Source organism: Lysinibacillus sp. 1 U-2021 (genome assembly GCF_029916965.1).
GTDB classification, from domain to species: Bacteria; Bacillota; Bacilli; order Bacillales_A; family Planococcaceae; genus Lysinibacillus; species Lysinibacillus capsici.
In genome coordinates this window covers 3,259,408-3,279,828 of record NZ_CP123966.1, presented here as the reverse complement: position 1 = coordinate 3,279,828, position 20,421 = coordinate 3,259,408, and the positions used below count along the sequence as shown (strand labels likewise).

At 35.2% G+C, this 20,421-nt stretch carries 19 protein-coding genes; 12 read left to right on the top strand and 7 right to left on the bottom strand.

Annotation, left to right across the window (positions count from 1 at the left end):
* Positions 1-32: 32 nt before the first annotated feature.
* Complete coding sequence (locus QH639_RS16940) at positions 33-452, bottom strand: VOC family protein (protein ID WP_016992246.1); 420 nt, start codon at positions 450-452, stop codon at positions 33-35.
* Between the two features lie 235 nt (positions 453-687).
* Here QH639_RS16940 and guaC point away from each other — a divergent pair, with 235 nt between their 5' ends.
* Together guaC and QH639_RS16930 are read left to right on the top strand one after the other, a co-directional pair.
* A complete protein-coding gene (gene guaC, locus QH639_RS16935; protein WP_004233490.1) occupies positions 688-1,671 on the top strand; it encodes a GMP reductase in 984 nt (327 codons plus the stop codon).
* 194 nt (positions 1,672-1,865) lie between these two features.
* Complete coding sequence (locus QH639_RS16930) at positions 1,866-3,596, top strand: methyl-accepting chemotaxis protein (RefSeq protein ID WP_281114850.1); 1,731 nt, start codon at positions 1,866-1,868, stop codon at positions 3,594-3,596.
* A 55-nt stretch (positions 3,597-3,651) separates the two neighbouring features.
* On the opposite strand, the gene QH639_RS16925 is transcribed toward QH639_RS16930, so the two are convergent.
* A complete protein-coding gene (locus QH639_RS16925; protein WP_004233486.1) occupies positions 3,652-3,876 on the bottom strand; it encodes a hypothetical protein in 225 nt (74 codons plus the stop codon).
* Between the two features lie 207 nt (positions 3,877-4,083).
* On the opposite strand from QH639_RS16925, the gene psiE reads away from it, so the two are divergent.
* Positions 4,084-4,536 carry a phosphate-starvation-inducible protein PsiE gene (gene psiE, locus QH639_RS16920; RefSeq protein WP_281114849.1) on the top strand — a complete coding sequence of 151 codons (453 nt, stop codon included), beginning with the start codon at positions 4,084-4,086 and terminating at the stop codon, positions 4,534-4,536.
* A gap of 17 nt (positions 4,537-4,553) precedes the next feature.
* Here the strand turns inward: psiE and QH639_RS16915 are convergent, their stop codons facing one another.
* Positions 4,554-5,810, bottom strand: coding sequence for a GNAT family N-acetyltransferase (locus QH639_RS16915; RefSeq protein WP_131521774.1), 1,257 nt, complete (start codon positions 5,808-5,810; stop codon positions 4,554-4,556).
* Positions 5,811-5,940: 130 nt separating this feature from the next.
* On the opposite strand from QH639_RS16915, the gene QH639_RS16910 reads away from it, so the two are divergent.
* Entirely contained in the window at positions 5,941-6,948 is a 1,008-nt protein-coding gene (locus QH639_RS16910) for an HAAS signaling domain-containing protein (protein ID WP_281114848.1), read from the top strand.
* A gap of 151 nt (positions 6,949-7,099) precedes the next feature.
* Positions 7,100-8,248 (top strand): SpoIIE family protein phosphatase, encoded by a 1,149-nt coding sequence (locus QH639_RS16905; protein ID WP_131521772.1) that lies wholly within the window; start codon positions 7,100-7,102, stop codon positions 8,246-8,248.
* 39 nt (positions 8,249-8,287) lie between these two features.
* On the opposite strand, the gene QH639_RS16900 is transcribed toward QH639_RS16905, so the two are convergent.
* Together QH639_RS16900 and QH639_RS16895 are read right to left on the bottom strand one after the other, a co-directional pair.
* The gene (locus tag QH639_RS16900) at positions 8,288-9,142 is read right to left on the bottom strand and encodes a CheR family methyltransferase (protein ID WP_131521771.1); all 855 of its coding nucleotides are present in this window, start codon (positions 9,140-9,142) and stop codon (positions 8,288-8,290) included.
* 5 nt (positions 9,143-9,147) lie between these two features.
* Positions 9,148-11,889: an ATP-binding protein gene (locus QH639_RS16895; RefSeq protein WP_281114847.1), complete on the bottom strand. Its 2,742-nt coding sequence runs from the start codon at positions 11,887-11,889 to the stop codon at positions 9,148-9,150.
* Positions 11,890-12,078: 189 nt separating this feature from the next.
* Between QH639_RS16895 and QH639_RS16890 the strand changes: the two genes are divergently transcribed.
* The 7 genes from QH639_RS16890 (at position 12,079) to QH639_RS16860 (ending at position 17,185) form a co-directional block, all read left to right on the top strand.
* A complete protein-coding gene (locus QH639_RS16890) occupies positions 12,079-13,269 on the top strand; it encodes a M14 family metallopeptidase (RefSeq protein ID WP_281114846.1) in 1,191 nt (396 codons plus the stop codon).
* A 180-nt stretch (positions 13,270-13,449) separates the two neighbouring features.
* Positions 13,450-13,779: a PadR family transcriptional regulator gene (locus QH639_RS16885; protein ID WP_004233468.1), complete on the top strand. Its 330-nt coding sequence runs from the start codon at positions 13,450-13,452 to the stop codon at positions 13,777-13,779.
* Positions 13,776-14,183, top strand: coding sequence for a permease prefix domain 1-containing protein (locus QH639_RS16880; protein ID WP_048395459.1), 408 nt, complete (start codon positions 13,776-13,778; stop codon positions 14,181-14,183). The genes QH639_RS16885 and QH639_RS16880 overlap by 4 nt, the downstream gene beginning before the upstream one ends.
* Positions 14,184-14,224: 41 nt before the next feature.
* Positions 14,225-14,842, top strand: coding sequence for a hypothetical protein (locus QH639_RS16875; protein WP_281114845.1), 618 nt, complete (start codon positions 14,225-14,227; stop codon positions 14,840-14,842).
* 12 nt (positions 14,843-14,854) lie between these two features.
* A complete protein-coding gene (locus tag QH639_RS16870; RefSeq protein WP_281114844.1) occupies positions 14,855-15,886 on the top strand; it encodes an alpha/beta hydrolase in 1,032 nt (343 codons plus the stop codon).
* A gap of 87 nt (positions 15,887-15,973) precedes the next feature.
* Positions 15,974-16,381: a MarR family transcriptional regulator gene (locus QH639_RS16865; protein WP_054548503.1), complete on the top strand. Its 408-nt coding sequence runs from the start codon at positions 15,974-15,976 to the stop codon at positions 16,379-16,381.
* A gap of 144 nt (positions 16,382-16,525) precedes the next feature.
* Entirely contained in the window at positions 16,526-17,185 is a 660-nt protein-coding gene (locus tag QH639_RS16860) for a hypothetical protein (RefSeq protein ID WP_281114843.1), read from the top strand.
* A 377-nt stretch (positions 17,186-17,562) separates the two neighbouring features.
* On the opposite strand, the gene QH639_RS16855 is transcribed toward QH639_RS16860, so the two are convergent.
* Together QH639_RS16855 and QH639_RS16850 are read right to left on the bottom strand one after the other, a co-directional pair.
* Complete coding sequence (locus QH639_RS16855) at positions 17,563-18,642, bottom strand: ankyrin repeat domain-containing protein (protein ID WP_237898930.1); 1,080 nt, start codon at positions 18,640-18,642, stop codon at positions 17,563-17,565.
* A 247-nt stretch (positions 18,643-18,889) separates the two neighbouring features.
* Positions 18,890-20,371: a malate:quinone oxidoreductase gene (locus tag QH639_RS16850; protein ID WP_004233452.1), complete on the bottom strand. Its 1,482-nt coding sequence runs from the start codon at positions 20,369-20,371 to the stop codon at positions 18,890-18,892.
* Positions 20,372-20,421: the final 50 nt, after the last annotated feature.

Here is a 20,421-nt window from a genome sequence, read left to right as displayed (position 1 = left end):
CCCCATCATCGTGCTTTTATCATGTTATTTCATTATTCATTTACCTCATGGCTAAATTGCCATTCAACGCCAAATTTATCTGTAAGTGAGCCGTAACATTTGCTCCAAAATGTTTCTTGAAGCTCCATTCTCACGTTACCACCTTCTTTAAGCTTATCAAATGCTTGACGCATTTGCTCTTCATCATCGGATACAACAGCTAATGTGACATTATTCCCTGTGGAAAATGGCATGCCTGGAAATGTATCTGAGAACATAATTCTACTACCGAATACAATAAGTCGTGTATGCATGACAAGATCTTTTGCTTCTTCTGGTAATGGATAGTCTGGATTTTGTGGTGTCTCTCCAAACGTCATAATTTCAGCCTTGTCCGTATTAAAAACGTCTTCGTAAAACGCAACTGCCTCTCGACAATTTCCATTAAAATTCAAATAAACCTCTACTGCCATTTTCAACACTCCTTTGTCATTTTTTGAAACAATTCTATTGTACATGGATTACAAAACATAACACAAATTATAACTAGAATATTTCATCTTCAAAGTAAGTTTGCTCCTTTCTTTTTAAATTTTTTATTTATTTTCACAAAAGCTTTGACATTTACTCAAAAATCATGTAAATTACCAAATGGCGAACAATTTAAATTAAATCTTAAAAAATATTCGTATTTTAGGAGTGTATATAATGGATAACGTATTTGACTATGAGGATATTCAACTTATTCCCGCAAAATGTATTGTAGAAAGTCGTTCAGAATGTGATACTTCTGTTACTTTAGGTGGTCACACTTTTAAACTGCCAGTAGTACCTGCAAATATGCAAACAATTATCGATGAAAATCTTGCTAAGAAACTTGCTGAAAACGGTTACTTTTACATCATGCACCGTTTCCAACCAGAAACTCGTCGAAACTTTATTCTAGAAATGCAAGGAAATGGCTTAATTGCTTCTATTAGCGTTGGTGTAAAAGAAGAGGAATATACATTTATCGAAGAATTAGCAGCTGCTAATTTAGTACCTGATTTTATTACAATTGATATTGCACACGGTCATTCAAATGCTGTTATTCGTATGATTCAGCATATTAAAAAGCATTTACCAAAAAGCTTTGTCATTGCAGGTAATGTAGGGACACCTGAAGCGGTGCGTGAGCTTGAAAATGCTGGTGCAGATGCAACAAAAGTTGGGATTGGACCAGGTAAAGTATGTATTACTAAAATCAAAACAGGTTTTGGTACTGGCGGCTGGCAACTAGCTGCACTACGTTGGTGTGCAAAGGCTGCTACAAAGCCAATTATTGCTGATGGTGGCATTCGTACACATGGAGATATCGCTAAATCTGTACGGTTTGGTGCTTCAATGGTAATGATCGGTTCATTATTCGCTGGTCATGAAGAGTCACCTGGTGAAACAATCGAAATCGAAGGTAGAACAGTGAAGGAATACTTCGGCTCTGCTTCTGAATTCCAAAAAGGCGAACGTAAAAACGTCGAAGGTAAGAAAATGTACGTTGAACATAAAGGTAGCATCAAAGATACATTAATCGAGATGCAACAAGATTTACAGTCATCTATTTCATATGCTGGTGGCACAAAGCTAGAGGCTATTCGCAATGTTGATTATGTGATCGTGAAGAATTCTATTTTCAATGGAGACAAAGTATACTAATCGATGTAAATCCGCTATATTAAGCTTCAACATCACCCCAATTAAGAGCTGCTTTTTACTCTTGGTTGGGGTGATTTTTTTGGGACTCTTCACTTAAAAGACAATATTTATTTTCAGAATTTTCTATTTTATTAAAAAATTATATATTATAATAGAACTATATTGAAGGAATGAAGGAACGGGGGTTGTATCTTATGAAATCAGTACGTAATAAACTTGTTAGTCTCGCTATTATCGTTATTCTACTATCAACAGGCCTAGTTGGAACCGTCAATTATATGGTCGTGAAAGGAGAACTCGATCAGGTAGGTAGAGATAGTCTTAAAAACGGCACACTTGGCATACTTGAACTTATTGCACAGTTAGATACTCAAGTTCAAAATGGGAAATTAACGCTAGAGGAAGCTCAGGAAAGTGCTAGAACACAGATCGTTGGTCATAAAAATGAAGATAACAAAAGATCCATTGATAATCCCGTTAAATATGGAGATAATTTTTATTTCTATGCTTTCCAAGATAGTGGTATGGTTGAAACCCACCCCTCTCTAGAAGGACAAAATATCTCAGATTTACAAACAGAGGATGGGCGCTATTTTGTACGAGAAATGATTGAAGCAGCAAATGCTGGAGGAGGATATGTACGTTATGATTGGGCCCTTCCCTCAAATCCTGAAATTGTTGCGCCTAAGATTACTTATGTAGAAAAGGACAAGCATTGGGGCTGGATTATAGCAGCTGGTACATACGAAATGGACTTTAATGCGGGTACAAATAATGTTTTATATTACACACTAGGCATGACCTTCCTTGCAACGATTATTGGTGTATCACTCTTCTGGTTCTTCTCTGGACGAATGACAACCTATATACGAAAAATTATGGTCATTACATCTGATATTGCTAAAGGCAAGCTAACTGGTGATGACATACCTGTTACTACAGAAGATGAACTCGGTATACTAGCTAGTAACGTGAATAATATGAAACGTAGCTTATACGAAATGGTCAACAATACAAAGGATAGCGCGTCCCAAATGCGCGTTTCTTCAGAAATGCTGAGTGCCATTACTGAGGAGACGACTGCCTCTGCTGATGAAATTCATCAAGCCATCAATGATATATCTAAGGGAGCTGTAGTACAAGCTGAGGAAGCAGAAATGGCCATTAGTAAAGTAGAAACATTGTCCTCACTTATCTCAAATGCTACAGATAAATATAGTGAGATTACAGAAAATATGAATATCATTAATCAATCTCAAGAAAACGGTAGACAAAAAGTAGATGTATTACTTCAAAATTCAAGTGAGTTTACGCAAGTGATTGAGGAATTGAGAACAACTTTTTCAAGTTTGACGAGCCAAATGAAAGAAATTCATCAAGTCGTACAAACAATTACATCCATTTCTGAACAAACAAATCTATTAGCACTAAATGCAAGTATTGAAGCAGCCCGTGCAGGTGAACATGGCAAAGGGTTTGCTGTCGTAGCTGAGGAAGTCCGTCATTTATCTGAGGATACGAATGAAGCCACGAATCGGGTTAGAAATCTATTACAGCGTATTGAGGTCGATACCGCTAATTCAGATTCAAAAATGATACACACGCTCCAACTGTCACAAAATCAGGCAATGTCGATTACGGAAGTAAAGGGAGCCTTTACTTTCCTAGCAGACTCCATTCATGACATTACAAAGCACCTTGTTTCTTTAGACAAAGGAATGAATGACATGGCGGAAAATCGAATAGTCGTGATGAACGCCATCAATGAAATAGCAAGTGTCGCTACACAATCTGCCGCAGCTACTGAACAAATTAATGCTTCTATTGACGAACAAAAGTCAGCGGTGACATCTATCATGCACTCCTCTATGGAGCTTCATACAGAGGCAGAGCGTATGTACGACTTGGTAGAACGCTTTACATGATAAAATACTATATAAAAAAGAATGCTACGCATATCCGTAGCATTCCTCTTTTACATTATAGTTTGTTAATTACTGCGTGGATTGTTTCCTTAAGCTCTGCATCGTGATCTGCTAGATCTACAAGGTTTCCTAGACGTTCACGTAATACAGGACGCTCAATTACTAGCTTTTCATCAAGTACTTGTACCAGTAGCTCGATAATAAGTCGATCACGAACATTTAACGCTTCTTCTAAACGTTCTGGTGTAATTTTCGCATCAGTTTTTGCAGCTTTTGCCATTTTAAAAACCCCTTTTATATTTTATATTCATGCACATCTATTTTAGCATACCACTAAATTATTTTGAAAACTTTCTTTCATTAAAATATACCAAAACTTTACAAAATCATAAGAAAAGATTTACGACAAATTGTTATATTTATATCATAATACACAGCTACTCGACCATATGATGATGTATTTACAAAACTCGATTGGAGGAATGGGATGAATCAAAAAAATACGACTTATTTACAGCTCATTAAAGTTGTGCCAAAATCTCTACAGCTCTTTCTCAATGTTTGCCTTGTACTATTAGCACTCATTCTCTGTTTTTTGTTATTTAAGGAGCTAATTGAATTTCTTAAAATATTACTATTCGCTAAGGAAGCTGGTGATTATAAACTATTCCTTGCCAATATTCTTATTTTCTTTTTATATTTCGAATTCATCACAATGATCATTAAATATTTTAAGGAGGATTACCATTTTCCACTTCGATATTTTATCTATATAGGTATCACAGCGATGATTCGATTAATTATTGTGGAGCATGATCATCCTCTAAATACGTTAATTTATTCATTAATTATCCTCATACTAATCATAAGCTACTTTATTATCAATATAACGCCACTTGAAAGGCCAACACGTTCTTCCATTCTCATCAAAAAAGATTAAAAGCCCTCACGCCCATTCTAAAATGCCGATATACATGTGGGCTTTTCAAACACATAGAAGAATTGCTGTAAAGCCTGTAAATACTGATTATCGCTAATCTGTATTCGACTCAGCATAAATAGCTCTTGGACCGTTACGACGCCCATTACTAGTGATGAAAGCTCAGCTACATCTATCGTTACTTCAACATCATAGCTATCACTTTCTAGCAATTTAATTGTACCGTTAACAGCCTCAACAATAAGTTGCTGATTATTTTTTGCCAGTAACGAATCCATAACATTCAATTTAAATGTCAAAGTGACACCGTTAAAATTGCGTGTTAGGAGCTCATCAAAAAAGCCCTTCACATTTATGATACGGTACATTAGACCAACTCCTGACACGGCACTTGCGTGATATACACTTGGAATTAAATGATTTGTACCATTTCTTACATCCTCTAAAAAGAAATGGACATTTTCTTCTTGTGTATTCCATTCGATTCGGGTTACTTGATCCGCTTGACTGTTTAAAAATGTACTAAGCTCTAGCAAAGCCTCAGGAGTTTCATAGATCCACTCTTTAATGACCAAATTATTGAGCATAAAATTACTATCGCTTTGTTTATTAAAAGAAAAGGCAATATAGCCCTGAACTGTACCTTCCTGTTCCATTGCAATCACATAGTTATCTGGATTATTAAAAATAAAAGATAGTTCCGATTGTGTTTTAAGAAACATCCCATGTTTTTTTGCTACTACCCTGTTGTAGCAATCTACTAGCTGTTGTTGATCTTCAACTGTCAAATATTTAAGGTGCTTTTTGGTTGGTCCTTTAGGGAAGCTCGAAGGCTCAACCAAGTATTGATAGATTTTCGGTCCATAGCCAAAACCCATTTTCTTATAAAAATCTGGTCTAAACGGATACAAAGCCACAAAATGAATATTTTTTTCTAAAAAGATGTTAAAGAAATGTTGGATTAATTCTTTTGCAGCCTTCTCTTTTTTATGTAATAAATCAACTGCAACAAGTCCTACCCCACCAATTGGTAACATTTTAGAGAACAGATTCATTTGAAAGTCATGTAGTCGCATACCACCAATGAGTTTGTCCTTTTCCCAAAGTCCATAATAATGAAGAGATTCATCGTTGCTCTGATTTTGCATAAAATGCTTTTTCAGCTCTTCTTTTGTTGTATGTGTACCATTCAATCTTCCTGGATATGCACCTACAACGATATTTACAAAGGCTACAAAATCTTGCTCTTTTAATAATTTCTCTACAACCCTCATTATGTCCCCTCCATTTTCAAATTGTTGCATGTTGTTCACGAATTTTTCATATTAATTTTTATACCCCATAATAACATATATTACCACGACCAATTAATGAGTACTGAAAATGATTAAAGGAGGAAAATGTATGACTTTAATTGATTCATATATTCACGAAGTGACTAAAAGGCTACATAAAAATAAACGTGAGATAATCAAGGTTGAACTAAAGGCTACTATTGAGGATATGTTGCCAGAGCAATATACAGAATCTGAGGTGAAGGAAGTACTTAGGAAGCTTGGAAGCCCTTCAGAAGTTGCTGCAAGCTATCAGGTTACTCCCCACTTTTTAATTGGTCCAAAGAATTTTGAACAATATACAAGAACCATCAAGCTAATTATTCCTTGGGCAATTCTTATTACGATCATTGTTCAAATAATAGAGAAGATGGTTCTCTATTCTGGAGAAGAAGCACTTCTCACAACCATTATTACAGCATTTATAGGGATTATTGTTGCAATTATTGCTGTGTTATTTCAAGTTTTGTTTTGGGTTACGGTTATTTTTATTATTAAGGACCGTTCTGGGGCTGAAAAGTTTTCGATCCCTTTTCTGAGAGATACCAAGCCATGGTCACCTGATGATTTAATACAAATTAAAAAGATTCCCAAAGATAAAATCATTCCTATAAGTGATACGATTTTTAGCCTTTTAGGAATACTTATTTTTTCTTTTGTTTACTGGAATGCCTATCGTCTTTTAGGTATTTATACAACGAATGACAACGGCAGCTTGAAATTTGTTATGCCTATCTTTAATCAAAATATTTTACAAGCGTTTGTTCCCATGGTCTTACTATGTATTATCCTAAGTCTAACTTTAACCTTATTAAAATGGCGTGCAGGACAGTGGACAATGCCTATCGCCATCACTAATGCAATACTTCAAAGTGTAGGAACAATTGTGTTTATTTTAATAGCGATACACCAAGATTTTATTCACAGCGCCTCTATTCCTTATATTGCGGCTATAACAGAAACAACCTCAGCTAAAGTTGCCTTCACTATTGATAAAATCCTACTTGTCAGTATAATTATTGCTGTTTTAGCAAATGCATTTGATATCTACCAAGGATTTAAAAAAGCGAAAATATAAATTCCTTTTAATTCATGTATTTAGTAAATCACACATTCAAATCGCCAAAATACCTTTATTCTTTGATGTTTTGTATAATGATAAAGTTGAAAGTATTTTATATACATGAAAAATAATCTGCACAATTCAATCAGAGTAAGGGGAAAGTACTATGACCATTCTTCTAGTTGATGACAATCAAGTCAATTTATTTGTCATTGAGAAAATACTAAAAAATGCAGGTTATGAAAACTGTGTTTCTCTTTCATCTGCTTATGAGCTATTTGATTATTTACAATTAGATGCACCCAATCCGACAGGAAATTCAGTAGATTTAATTTTGTTAGATATTATGATGCCGGAAGTAGATGGTATTGAGGCCTGCAAACGCATTAAGCAAAATGAGAGATTAAAAGATATTCAAATCATTTTTGTTACAGCACTTGAGGATAAAAACAAACTGGCAGAAGCCCTAGACATTGGTGGTGTAGATTATATTACTAAACCAATTAATAAAACAGAGTTGCTTGCCAGAATGCGTGTTGCCTTACGTTTAAAGGCAGAATTAGACTGGCACACACAGCATGAAAAGAAAATACAATATGAACTAGATTTAGCAACCCATGTACAAAGGAGTCTTCTTAGCCCACCGTTAAATGAGAAGGACATCCGTATTGAAGTTTCTTATTTACCATCCTCTAATTTGGCAGGAGATATGTATTATTGGTACAAAATAGACGATCATCGTTATGCCATTATATTATTGGATATGATGGGTCACGGTATATCGGCAGCGTTGGTTTGTATGTTCATCTCTTCTGTTCTAAGAGAGGCGGTTAAGCAATTGGTGGAACCTGAACTTGTCATCCAAGAACTGAATCGTTATATGACGCTATTACAAGATGGGAAAGAGAATAATCTTTATTATTTTACAGCGATTTATTTAATCATTGATACAGAGCAAAAAACAGTCGAGTACATAAATGCTGGCCATCCTCCTGGATATGCACTAATCGATGAAAAATCATGTATTCCATTAGATCAGGGTAGCTGTGCAGTCGGTTTCTTCGATGAAATAAAAGTAAAAAAGCAATCTATTCAATATGAGCATGACATTCAAATCGTGTTATTTACAGACGGTGTATTAGAGGCAATGGGACCCTGTGAATTAGAATCAGAAAAGCATTTGCAAACGCTAACATCCTCCAAGTGGGATTATTCACAATGCCTAATCGATAACCTTTTGCCTAAGGATAAACAAGAGAATCAGCCTGATGACATGTGTGTTTTAATGATTCAAGCTAGCACTAAAACTATATAAAAAAGCAGAGGCTATCCGTTAAAGATAGCCTCTTACTCATTAATACATTTTTTGATAAATTCTTTCGTTTCCAGAAATCTCCTTATACTTTGAAATAACCTCTTCAAATCGCAATGTTTCTTTATCCCCTAAGCATAAAAAACCTTTGTCACTTAGACTTTCATAAAATAATTGATGTACCTGGCTCTGCAGCTTAGGTGAAAAATAAATAAGAACATTTCTGCACAGAACAACATGAAATTCATTAAATGAATGATCTGTTACTAAATTATGTTGAGCAAAAATAATATTTTTCAATAATGTTGGATGAAAGTAAGCATATTGATAATCTGTTTGATAGTATTCTGAAAAAGCATGGGCACCTCCAGCAAGCATATAGTTTTTTGTATATGCCTGCATTTTATGAATTGGAAAGGCCCCCTTCTTAGCTTTTTCCAATACTTGCTCGTTCATATCTGTTGCATAAATTACAGATCTCTCTATTAGCCCCTCTTCTTGAAGCAAGATAGCCATAGAATATACTTCTTCACCTGTTGCACAACCTGCATGCCAAATACGGATTTCTGGATATTCTCGTAAAACAGGGATGACCGTTTCACGAAAGGCCTTAAAAAAGCTTGGGTTGCGGAACATCTCTGTTACATTTATCGAAAAATCGTTTAATATCTGCTCTAAAAATTCTTTATCATGAATGACCTTTTCTTGTACACGTGAAATCGTTGGGATGTTATTTATCCCCATCCTATTGTAGATTCTGCGCGAAATGGATGAACGATTATATTGACGAAAATCATAGCCCGATAAACGATAAATAGCCTCTAGTAACAAATCAATTTCTAAATTTGTATGCTTATTTAATTGTATATTTTGCTCCAAAGGCTGAAATTGTTCCATGTTCATTAACTCCCCTTAGAAACTAACCATACTCTTAAAACTGATATTAATTGATCTAAATTTAATGGCTTACTAATATAATCAGATGCACCTGCCTGCAATGATTTATCACGGTCATTTTTCATCGCTTTAGCAGTCAATGCAATGATTGGCAAATCGATACGTTTCATTTGCTGACGAATAATAGTCATCGCTTCATAGCCATCCATATTAGGCATCATTATATCCATCAGAACAAGATCGATATCTGGATTAGCCTGCAAGACCTCTAAACATTCTAGCCCATCTTTGGCAACTAAAATGTGCATGCCTCTTTTTTCTAATGCCGTTTTTAACGCATAAATATTACGGTTATCATCATCAACTATTAAAATATTTTTCCCTTGAAACACCTCAACCTCAAGTTGAAGGGCTTCTTCCATTGCTACTGGCTGCTCTTTGATTTGTTCCTCTTCCACCGTCGTAACAGCCACTTCGTTCATGGCAAGCTTTTGGCAGTGCTCCTCTTCAATTCCATTTGGTAGGCTCGGAAGCGTTAACGTAAAACTACTACCTTGCCCTTCAGTACTTTGTAAAGTAATCCAGCCACCAAGTAATTTGGCAAATTCCTTACAAATAGAAAGACCAAGACCCGTTCCACCATATTTTCGGACCGTAGCTCCATCTGCTTGCTGGAATGATTCAAAAATCAGCTGGTGTTTGTCTTTTGGAATACCTATTCCTGTATCTGAAACTGTAATTTCTAACCAATCAGTACTTATATCCTGCATATTGTTTGTTAGTTGTTCTGGTGTAAGCTGGTTAATGTCTAATGTGACAGAACCCTGCTCAGTAAATTTAAAGGCATTCGATAATAAATTCTTTAAGATTTGCTGGAATCTCTTCTCATCCGTATAGAATACATCCACTACATGATCTGCCTTTGAAATATGGAATGCTAAGTTTTTCTTCCTCGCAACTGGTGAGAAGGTATGTTCAATTTGTACAGGTACTTCGCTCATATTCACTTCGTTAAAAATAATATCAAGCTTCCCTGCCTCGACTTTAGATAAATCTAATATGTCATTGATTAAAGCAAGTAAGTCCTCTCCTGAAGAATGAATAACTTTAGCAAACTCTGCTTCCTCGTCTGTTAGATTGTGTTGGCTATTTTCTGCTAGCATTTCCGATAATATTAATATGCTGTTTAAAGGTGTTCTTAATTCATGTGACATATTCGCTAAAAATTCGGATTTGTAATTGGAATTAAGGATAAGCTGCTCTGCACTTTCTTCTAATTCCTTCTTCGCTTTCTCTAGCTCTCTTGATTTGGACTCTGCCTCTTTCGTGCGTTCCTCAAGCTGTTCATTAATCATTGTCAGCTCTTCCGTCTGCATTTGTAATTCCTCAGATTGTGTCTGAAGCTCCTCTGATTGAACCTGTAATTCCTCAGTCATTGCTCTTGATTCATTCAATAGACGAACAATTTCCATACGCCCTAAAACGCTATTCACTGTTAGCCCAAAGGTTTCAGTGACCTGTCTCACGAGTTCTTGCTGTAACTTACTGAACTTAGCCATTGTTGCTATTTCAACAACCGCTATAACTTCATTTTCAAAAATGACAGGAATCAATAAAATATTTTGTGGTCTAATCTCACCTAATCCCGTTTTGATTAAACGATAGTCTCTCGGAATATTATCATAGAATAGTACTCTTTTTTCTAATGCACATTGACCGATTAACCCTTGTCCTATTTTGAAACTCTCCATACCAACACCATCTTCCGTGTCAGCAAAAGCAGCCTTTTTCACAAACTGTACTTGGTTCTCTGTAACTTCCCGAACATAAAATGCGCCAAGGGATGCTTGGGTTTTTTGTGCTACTTCTGATAGGAAAGTCTCCGCTAATTTTGTAATTGCTGAAATACCTTGATAATTTGTCACGATTTCAGCTACATTGCTTTGTAGCCACTCTCTTTTTTCAACTGACTCTAAAAGTGTATTCGTTGCATTAGCAAGTTCATTCACTTCATCATTTGTATTCACATGAATTCTTCTTGTGAAATCACCTTTTGTAGCTGCTATTTCTTGAATTGTTTGTGTTACTTCCGTTATCGTTTTTACAATTGAACGGGAAATGCCACTAGCGATGGCAATGGCTATTGTAGAAACTAAAATTAAGATCCCAAATAAAGCACTAGTTAATTTACTATTTCGCTTGTCTAACTGACTAGCCTTCGCCTGTGTATAAGCATTTTCAGTGGCACGGAATGAATCGAATAATTTGCGCATTTTTTCCATATCCTGACGACCATTATCCACTTTAAAAAAATCATTTACTGCTTCTACATCATTATCCTTTTTATATTGAATAGTTGGTTCCCCTGACGTTGCAATCCAATGTTCAATTGTTTCCTCTATCTCTTTAAGTTTGTCCTGCTGAGCTGGTTTATCTTTCATTTGTTGATAGAGTTCATTAAAATCTATTTTCCAATTTTCAGCTGCATTATCGTAGGGTTCCAAATAACTTTGCTTACCCGTAATGATGAAAGCTCGCTGACTTGATTCCATATCCAATATATATTTTTCAATTTCATTCGTTAAAGTTAGAACATTGGAATCGTACTTAATAATAAAATTTCTTTCCTTCTGCAAAGATGTAATTTGATTATTTAATATGACAACCGTCGCAAGTAGGCAAAGAATGATTACGATATAACCTAATGAAATCTTTGAGCGTATACCCAATTTTAATCTATTTAACATTTGGTTTTCCTACCTTTACCTTTCTTTTACTTTAGTATGATTACTAGTATACATGTAAAAATAACTAATTATCTCCTATTTTAGATTCTTAATAAAGAAGTTTTGCTGAATTTGTATCAATAAGTCTATGCATTTATCATATACATTTTATATTGAACCATTTCTAATTTAATTAAGGAGAGAAAACATGTGGATATTATCGTAAGACCAGGAGATTCACTTTGGCATTTCAGTGAGGTATTTAAAATTCCTCTTCAACTCATTTTAGATTCTAATGAAAATATAAATCCCCAATTTTTAAGAGTTGGACAACGGGTTCGTATTCCTGGTTTTGTGACCAACAACTATCAAATTAAACAAGGAGACTCTTTTTGGCAGATTGCCCAGAGCCGAAACCTTCCCCTAGTCGCCCTCTTGCTTGTTAATCCTGAGTTCAGTCCAAATCGATTACAAATCGGTCAAATGATTCGCATACCTCAACGTATCACATGGCGTTTAGTTGAAGGTAAGCAAAATTACACGTATACCCATATGATGAACGATCTCAAAAAGCTCCTTGACGCATATCCTTTTCTTCATAGCTCAAACATTGGCAGCTCCGTTTTAGGGAAAGAGCTACCTGAGCTGTCAATTGGCCATGGTGCAAAACGTGTACACTATAATGGCTCATTCCATGCAAACGAATGGATTACTACACCTATTATTCTAACATTTTTAAATGACTATTTGCTTGCCCTCACCAATCAAAGTAGTATTCGCGGAATTTCTCCATTTTCTCTTTATCAGCAAACATTCCTTTCTATCGTTCCAATGGTAAATCCTGATGGCGTAGATTTAGTAATACAAGGTCCACCAAATGATGAAGCATTAAGAAATCAACTAATTGCATGGAATAATGATAACGCTGATTTTTCTGGCTGGAAAGCAAATATTCATGGAATTGATTTGAATGACCAATTCCCTGCCAAATGGGAGCTGGAAAGTGCCCGTAATCCAAAAACACCAGGGCCAAGAGATTATGGTGGTGAAAGACCACTATCTGAACCTGAAGCCATTGCAATGGCTGATTTGACCAAGCAACGTGATTTTTCAAGAGTATTAGCCTTTCATACACAGGGACGTGTCATATATTGGGGCTTTGAAAATCTAGAGCCCCCAGAATCAGAGGTGCTTGTAAATGAATTTAGTAGAGTAAGTGGCTATGAGCCCGTTCAATCTGCTGGAAGCTATGCTGGTTATAAGGATTGGTTTATTCAAGATTGGCGTAGACCAGGCTTCACTGTTGAATTAGGAAGTGGTACAAATCCTTTACCATTCAGCCAGTTTGATGACATTTACGAGGAGTCTTTAGGGATTTTCCTTGCTGCATTGTATATGTAAAAAGAGTACTCGAACTCCATTCGCTATGAAATAGTCCTTTTGGGCTTTTCAGCGAATGGTTTTTTTTATTGAAAATCTCATCATCATTGTAAAAAAAGGGGAATAAATTACTTTGACAGGCAGAGTAATGTTTGCTACTATTACTCTGACAGATAGAGCAATAAAAAAAGTAGGTGACTTATGGTTCGCAGTGATATTATCCGAGGACATTTGGATTCGATTATTTTACGGTTAATTTCAGAAAAAGACCGTTATGGCTACGAAATTTCTCAGGAAATAAGTCTCCGTACAAACAATCGGTTTCAAATCAAGGAAGCAACTTTATATGCAGTTTTTCAACGTCTCGAAAAAAAAGAAATTATTGAAGCCTATTATGGAGATGTCTCACATGGAGGCAAAAGAAAGTATTACCGTATTACATCATTAGGTAAGGCCTATTTAAATGAGCTAGTGAAAGAATGGTCGGAAGTAAAGGAAATAATCGATTTATTTATGGAGGGCTTAGAATGAAAAGAATAAAAAACCATATTGATGAGCTTTTTAAAGACATTCCTCGAACTAACGAAACGGAAATGGTTAAACAGGAAATCATTGAAAATCTTGAAGAAAAAGTATTTTATTTGATGGACCAAGGTAAAGAACAAGAGGATGCCATTAATAAAGCCATTGTAGAATTTGGAGATATCGAAGACTTAAAGCAAGAGTTAGGTGTTAAAGAACCAGCAAAAAAAAACATGGCCAAATTAAACTTAGAATTTTCAATTTGGGGTAGTGGCTTAATCATTGCATTTTTTATTTTTATTAATCTTTATTACACACCACATACTATTTGGGCAATCTATCCGATTTTCGCCATTCTTTGGTGGCCTTTATCGATGTACTTTGTGTGGTCTCGTAAGAAATGGGGTGAATAAACATGAGGAATTTTATTAACTTTTCTATAGTGGGGAGCTTGATGACAATGATTTTTTTAGGGGCTGTTAATTATACGACATCTCCTCAAACAATGTGGTTTGTATATCCATGCTTATTGCTACTGCTTTGGCCTATTACGTTATTCTTTATGGCTAAAAAATTGTATAAACAATACTCAATTGTTTGTAGTGCCTTAATTATTACATTTCTAATAGTTGAAAATTATATTTACGCACCAGATCATTTATGGTTTGTCTATGCGATTTATCCTATTATCTGGTGGCCAATCCTCATGTACTTAGATGAAAAGGCAAAAACGTTAAAAACAGCCCTAATTGGATGTGCTTCTACCATCATCTATTACTCTATATTGAATATGATTGTATCTCCTCAATACCCTTGGGCAATTTATCCTGCTTTTTTAGTGATATGGTGGCCTCTAGCTTTATATCACGCGCAACGAAAAACCTTTGTAGCATTCTCCGTTACAGCTACGATACTAATTAGTATCTTTTTCATTACAGTAAATGTTGTTTCTTCACCAAGCGTTATATGGGCGATTTACCCTATTTTTGTGACACTTTGGTGGCCTCTGAGTATGTATTTTTATGTGTATAAAAGAAAAATGTACCATGCTAGCTTTATGAAACGCATGTAAAGTAGGTATTGTATGAAAAGGATTAAAAAGTTCATTAAATATCTTGTCTTGATTATGACCTCCTTACTATTATTAGCACTTGTATTTCCAACATGGACATCATCTATAGAAGACATGAACAGCATCAGTACGCTAGAACAGGTAGAAATTAACGGCAGTGATCATGAAATCATGATACGGGGCCATAACAAAAATAATCCTGTCATCATCTTTGTCCATGGCGGACCAGGTTGCTCTGAAATACCCTACGCTAAAAAATATCAAGATTTATTGGAAACCGAATTTACAGTGGTAAATTATGATCAAAGGGCTAGTGGGAAGTCTTATCATTTTTTTGAGGACTACTCAAATCTTTCATCTGATTTGCTTGTGGAGGATTTACTAGCACTGACTGACTATATTGCTAATCATCTAGATAAAGAAAAAATTATCTTAATTGGTCATTCCTACGGTACCTATATTGCCACACAAGCAGCTGCTAAAGCTCCTGATAAATATGAGGCCTATGTAGGGATTGGTCAAATGAGTAATACCGTTGAAAGTGAGATGGACAGTTTACACTTTACGATCAAACAGGCTCAGCTTAAGAGTAACACAGAGGATGTTGCACATTTACAGAGGTTAATGGAGGAAATTAGTAGTGGTAAAACATTTACGCCTCGTCATTTAGTGAGCAAATACGGTGGAGCTACAAGACTTATTACTAACCCTGATGGAAATATGTTAGGGATGCTTTTTAGTACCGAATATAATTTGTTAGATATTATTCGATATAGCAAGGGGATATCCCTATCCCAAGAAGTTTTAGTAAACGAAGTCCTACAGTCCCCACTTCCTGCGAAAGTCAATTCACTGACTCTTCCTTTCTATTTTGTAATGGGGGATTATGATTATCAAACATCATCGAATAGCGCTAAAAAGTACTTCGACCAAATTATCGCGAAGAAAAAAGAATTCATAGCATATGAACAATCTGCTCACTACCCCCAGTTCGAAGAAAAAGAGAGATTTTTCGAATGGATGCGTATGACTTTTAAAAAATAAATATTTCTTAAAGTAATTCTACACTTGGTAGCATTTATTTAATTGCTATATAATTTAATTATTAAATATTTTAGCGGACGTGATTATATGCCAGAAAATCTAAACAATGTAGAAATTATTATGAAAGAAATGCTGGAAATACAGCAGAAGTCGAAAATGTTTGTTGATCTTTTATCTGAAGGAGAAGCGTTATCACAAAACCAATTAATATTACTCCTACAGCTAAAAATAAATAATGGGATGAAGGCAACAGAAATTGCTGAATTCTTTAGTGTAACACCCGGAGCTGTAACTTCCATGTGCGATAAACTGGAAAAACTCGAACTCATACAAAGAATTAGAGAAAATAATGATCGACGTGTGGTCAAAATGGCTTTAACCAATATTGGTGACATGAAAGTTCAAGAAATCTTTTTAAAGTTTTCTCAGGATAAACTCATAGACATGGCCAATATCTTACGCGAAGTAAACCAATTAATGAATAAAATTTTTTAGGATTTCAACAAATTGAAATCCTTTTTTTATTGTTTAATTTAAGCAGTGCTTTTGTTCTTGACAAATGGAAGTAGCATATAATTTAATTAATATATATTTTAATTATTAAAATATATATTAATTAAATTATAATGAGGTGACTTTATGTTTCAAAAACTCCGTACCCTTACACAAACGAATGGCACAGTTAAACATTTGGATGCTAATTATGAACAATTAAACATTCGAGGAGCTGTATCGTTACAACAAGAAGTACACTTAATAAAAGTGTCCACTCATGGTCATAGCTCCTTCTATTATCCAGTTACAGCGCAGATATTTAATAGCTCTGGCTCGTGTAAGTTAAAGGATTTTTGTCAAATCGGAGAACTCTCAAATGCTGGGAATATTAAAATACGTAATGGTTTTATCCAAAAAATCAATAGTTCTGGAAAGCTAATGGTTGAAGAGAAATTACAGAGCGAGCAATTTGATGCCATTGGAATAGTCAAGGCTGAGGAAATAGTCGCTAATCACTTTCATTTGAAGTTATCGGGAGAAAGCGGAATTGACAGGTTAAGGGCTGAAAATGTGGTAATAGAAAAGGATAGGATAACTCTTCTTCCGTTATTTAAAAAAATATTACGTTGTCACACAATTAGTGGAAAACACCTACAATTATCTAATACAAATGCAGAGTTTGTGGAAGGGGAAGTCGTCCATGTTGGGGAAAATAGTGTGATTGGGACACTTTACTATACGGATGATTATTCGATAGCTTCGAATTCAAAGGTGCACCACATTATACGGAGGGAAAAAGAATGATACTTCTAAAAATGCTAAAGACTTTTTTTTGCTCATTAGCTTTAGTGGTATTATCTGTACTTTATGTTGGATTACTTTTAAGCGCTGGCTTATCCATACTCGCTGGTTTTTTACGAACATTCGGAGTCAATCAAATTAAAATGGGCCTTTGGTATGGCGTAGAACTTCCTGTTATGTTCAGCATCCCCTTCGCCCTATTAATAGCTCTTCTATTGTTCTTTTGTACCACATATATTAAACGTTCTATTGTTTTTTGTTTGTCAAATCTTCGAATATAAAGCAATAAAAAAGTAAGCATATTTTTTAAATAGAATATGCTTACTCTCAACGACTTTAAATAAGTTGCTTCACAATTTTATCAGCAGTTTTAAGCATTGCTAAAGCTCTCCTTCAAGAAAACGGATAAGGTATACTTCAGGTCTACCAATAAATTCTTTAAAACTACATAAGTTAGCATATTCCTCATGCTCCACATCATAGCACCCTATTTGGCCTTCTCCTTTTGGATTCCAGACTATTTGCAAATCAGAGTAATTGTCGATATTTGCGGAAAGAAGGAGGAGCTTTCGATGACCTAGCTTCATCTCAATTGTATCAGTTAGTTTGAAAAAATCGATAAAGTGAATGTCATAATCATTTGGTGCAAGCTCAAGATGCAGTCGATCTCCTGTCAGAAAATTAATCAATTCATCTGGTAACTTGTATTTTTTCAATGTCTCTTTTTTGTTTTCAATAGTATGGAGTTCTATTGGTTCTAGAGCCTTTAAGTAATTTGCTAGTTCCATATTTTTCATACGTACAGCAATTGTATAAGCTCTCTCACCATCTTTCTCCGCTAAAGTGACGTTTGCACCTCGTTCAATCAAATAGTTCACCATAGCTATATTTCCCATTCTTGTTGCAACTGTTAATGGTGTTGCTTCATAGGGATAGACCATATCAGGCATTTGATAATTAATATCTACTCCTTGATCAAGTAAATAAGTGACTGTTTTTTTATCAAAATTCGACACAGCCTGACGCAATACAGGACCTCCATGCTGCTTTATATCAAGCCCAAGTTCATGAATAAGAGGGATATTTCTTTTATTGCCATAGTAGGCCTGAGAATAGGCTCCAGAGCCCACTTGGTTATAGCCATCTAATTTTGCTCCTTGTTCAACAAGGTAACGTACTATATTTTCTTTACAATATCGAACAGCTCTTAAAAAAGAAGGATTTTTTTCCACATTTAAATTAACCCCATATCCAACTAATAATTTTACTACATCCAATCTTTGTGCAATCAACGCTAAATCCAATGGGCTTAATGATGTATGCTGACTTAAACATATCTCTTCTTCAATATTCCAGCCTTTATCCCTCGCAACTCGCAAAGCTGTAATATTGCCAGTATAGATATACATTGCAAGCTCTGGTAGTGCTGAAAATGTTCCAATATCTTGTAGCTTAATCATCTATAGATTGGCTCCCTTCTTATTGTATATACAAAGTATAGAAAACTACCATCTTTATCACAATGGGACATAAAGCTATAGTGTTATAAAATAAAGGGCAAGATTTATAGCAAATTTGATGGTTCTTTTATTAAAAAGAAGGCAATTGAATTTAAAATTTCCCAGGAAAGAATTTATTCAAATTAAAAAGAGCTCTCAATCAGAATAGATTGAGAGCTCTTTCTTAAACGCTTACCATGACTTATTTTTATTTTAAGCCAAGTGCTTTATCTGTTGTTGCATTTATTTCTTTTAGAAGCTCAGGGTTTTCTGCTAATGATAGACCATAAGATGGAATCATTTCTTTAATTTTTGGTTCCCACTCCTTGATATGTTGAGGGAAACATTTATTAAGAACCTCAAGCATAACATGTACAGCCGTAGATGCACCTGGTGAAGCTCCTAGTAAAGCTGCAATCGAGCCATCAGAAGCACTTACAACTTCTGTACCGAATTGAAGTGTTCCTTTACCGCCAGCTTCTGTATCTTTAATTACTTGTACACGTTGTCCAGCTACGATAATATCCCAATCATCACTTTTTGCATTTGGAATGAACTCACGTAACTCTTCCATACGTTGTTCTTTTGAAAGCATAAGCTGTTGGATTAAATACTTTGTTAAGCCCATCTCTTTCACGCCCGCAGCTAATAAAGTTGTGATATTATGCGGTTTTACAGAAGCAAATAAATCCATATTTGAACCTGTTTTTAAGAACTTAGGAGAGAAACCTGCGAACGGTCCAAATAGTAATGATTTCTTGTTATCAATATAACGTGTGTCAAGATGCGGAACCGACATTGGTGGAGCACCAACTTTTGCTTTTCCGTATACTTTTGCATGATGTTGTTCAGCTATTTCTGGATTATTACATGCTAAGAATAAACCGCTAATTGGGAATCCACCAATATGTTTCCCTTCAGGAATACCTGATTTTTGTAGTAATTCTAAGCTTCCTCCACCAGCTCCAAGGAAGACAAATTTTGCTGAATGATATTCCATTTTACAGCCATCTAAATCGTGCACACGTACTTCCCATGTACCATCACTAGCTTGTTTTAAACTTTCAACACTATGATTATAGTTAACATCTACATCTTTCGCTTTTAAGTGATCAATTAACATACGTGTTAAAGCACCAAAGTTAACATCTGTACCAGTGTCAATTTTCGTTGCAGCAATGTCTTCACCAGCAGGACGATTTTCCATAATAAGTGGAATCCATTTTTTTAGTGTTTCAGGGTCATTAGAAAATTCCATTCCTTCAAATAAAGGATTTTTTGTCATCGTTTCATGACGTTTCTTTAGAAACTCAACATTTTCTTTCCCTTGTACTAAACTCATATGTGGTAAAGGCATAATGAAGTCTTGTGGATTATTGATCAGCTTATTGTTTACAAGATACGACCAAAACTGTCTTGAAACATGGAACTGTTCATTAACATTAATCGCTTTTTTGATATCGATTGATCCGTCTTTTTTCTCTGATGTGTAGTTCAGCTCACATAATGCAGCATGTCCAGTTCCCGCATTGTTTAATTCGTGAGAACTTTCCTCGCCTGCTTTTTCAAGCTTTTCAAACACTGTAATTTTCCAATCTGGTGCTAATTCTTTGAGTAATGTTCCCAAAGTTGCACTCATGATTCCGGCACCAATTAAGATAACATCTGATTTAATTTGTCTGTTACTCATTTTTACCTTCCTTATATGTTAAGATTTGCAGAAAGGATGTAAGCACTCCC

Bases quoted from the DNA above. Each gene is read 5' to 3' on its own strand.
- QH639_RS16865 (WP_054548503.1), top strand. From the start codon at position 15,974: ATGCCAGAAAATCTAAACAATGTAGAAATTATTATGAAAGAAATGCTG.
- QH639_RS16940 (WP_016992246.1), bottom strand. From the start codon at position 452: ATGGCAGTAGAGGTTTATTTGAATTTTAATGGAAATTGTCGAGAGGCA.
- guaC (WP_004233490.1), top strand. From the start codon at position 688: ATGGATAACGTATTTGACTATGAGGATATTCAACTTATTCCCGCAAAA.
- QH639_RS16860 (WP_281114843.1), top strand. From the start codon at position 16,526: ATGTTTCAAAAACTCCGTACCCTTACACAAACGAATGGCACAGTTAAA.
- QH639_RS16870 (WP_281114844.1), top strand. From the start codon at position 14,855: ATGAAAAGGATTAAAAAGTTCATTAAATATCTTGTCTTGATTATGACC.
- QH639_RS16850 (WP_004233452.1), bottom strand. From the start codon at position 20,371: ATGAGTAACAGACAAATTAAATCAGATGTTATCTTAATTGGTGCCGGA.
- QH639_RS16925 (WP_004233486.1), bottom strand. From the start codon at position 3,876: ATGGCAAAAGCTGCAAAAACTGATGCGAAAATTACACCAGAACGTTTA.
- QH639_RS16895 (WP_281114847.1), bottom strand. From the start codon at position 11,889: ATGTTAAATAGATTAAAATTGGGTATACGCTCAAAGATTTCATTAGGT.
- QH639_RS16880 (WP_048395459.1), top strand. From the start codon at position 13,776: ATGAAAAGAATAAAAAACCATATTGATGAGCTTTTTAAAGACATTCCT.
- QH639_RS16885 (WP_004233468.1), top strand. From the start codon at position 13,450: ATGGTTCGCAGTGATATTATCCGAGGACATTTGGATTCGATTATTTTA.
- QH639_RS16930 (WP_281114850.1), top strand. From the start codon at position 1,866: ATGAAATCAGTACGTAATAAACTTGTTAGTCTCGCTATTATCGTTATT.
- QH639_RS16915 (WP_131521774.1), bottom strand. From the start codon at position 5,810: ATGAGGGTTGTAGAGAAATTATTAAAAGAGCAAGATTTTGTAGCCTTT.
- QH639_RS16855 (WP_237898930.1), bottom strand. From the start codon at position 18,642: ATGATTAAGCTACAAGATATTGGAACATTTTCAGCACTACCAGAGCTT.
- QH639_RS16900 (WP_131521771.1), bottom strand. From the start codon at position 9,142: ATGGAACAATTTCAGCCTTTGGAGCAAAATATACAATTAAATAAGCAT.
- QH639_RS16910 (WP_281114848.1), top strand. From the start codon at position 5,941: ATGACTTTAATTGATTCATATATTCACGAAGTGACTAAAAGGCTACAT.
- QH639_RS16905 (WP_131521772.1), top strand. From the start codon at position 7,100: ATGACCATTCTTCTAGTTGATGACAATCAAGTCAATTTATTTGTCATT.
- QH639_RS16875 (WP_281114845.1), top strand. From the start codon at position 14,225: ATGACAATGATTTTTTTAGGGGCTGTTAATTATACGACATCTCCTCAA.
- psiE (WP_281114849.1), top strand. From the start codon at position 4,084: ATGAATCAAAAAAATACGACTTATTTACAGCTCATTAAAGTTGTGCCA.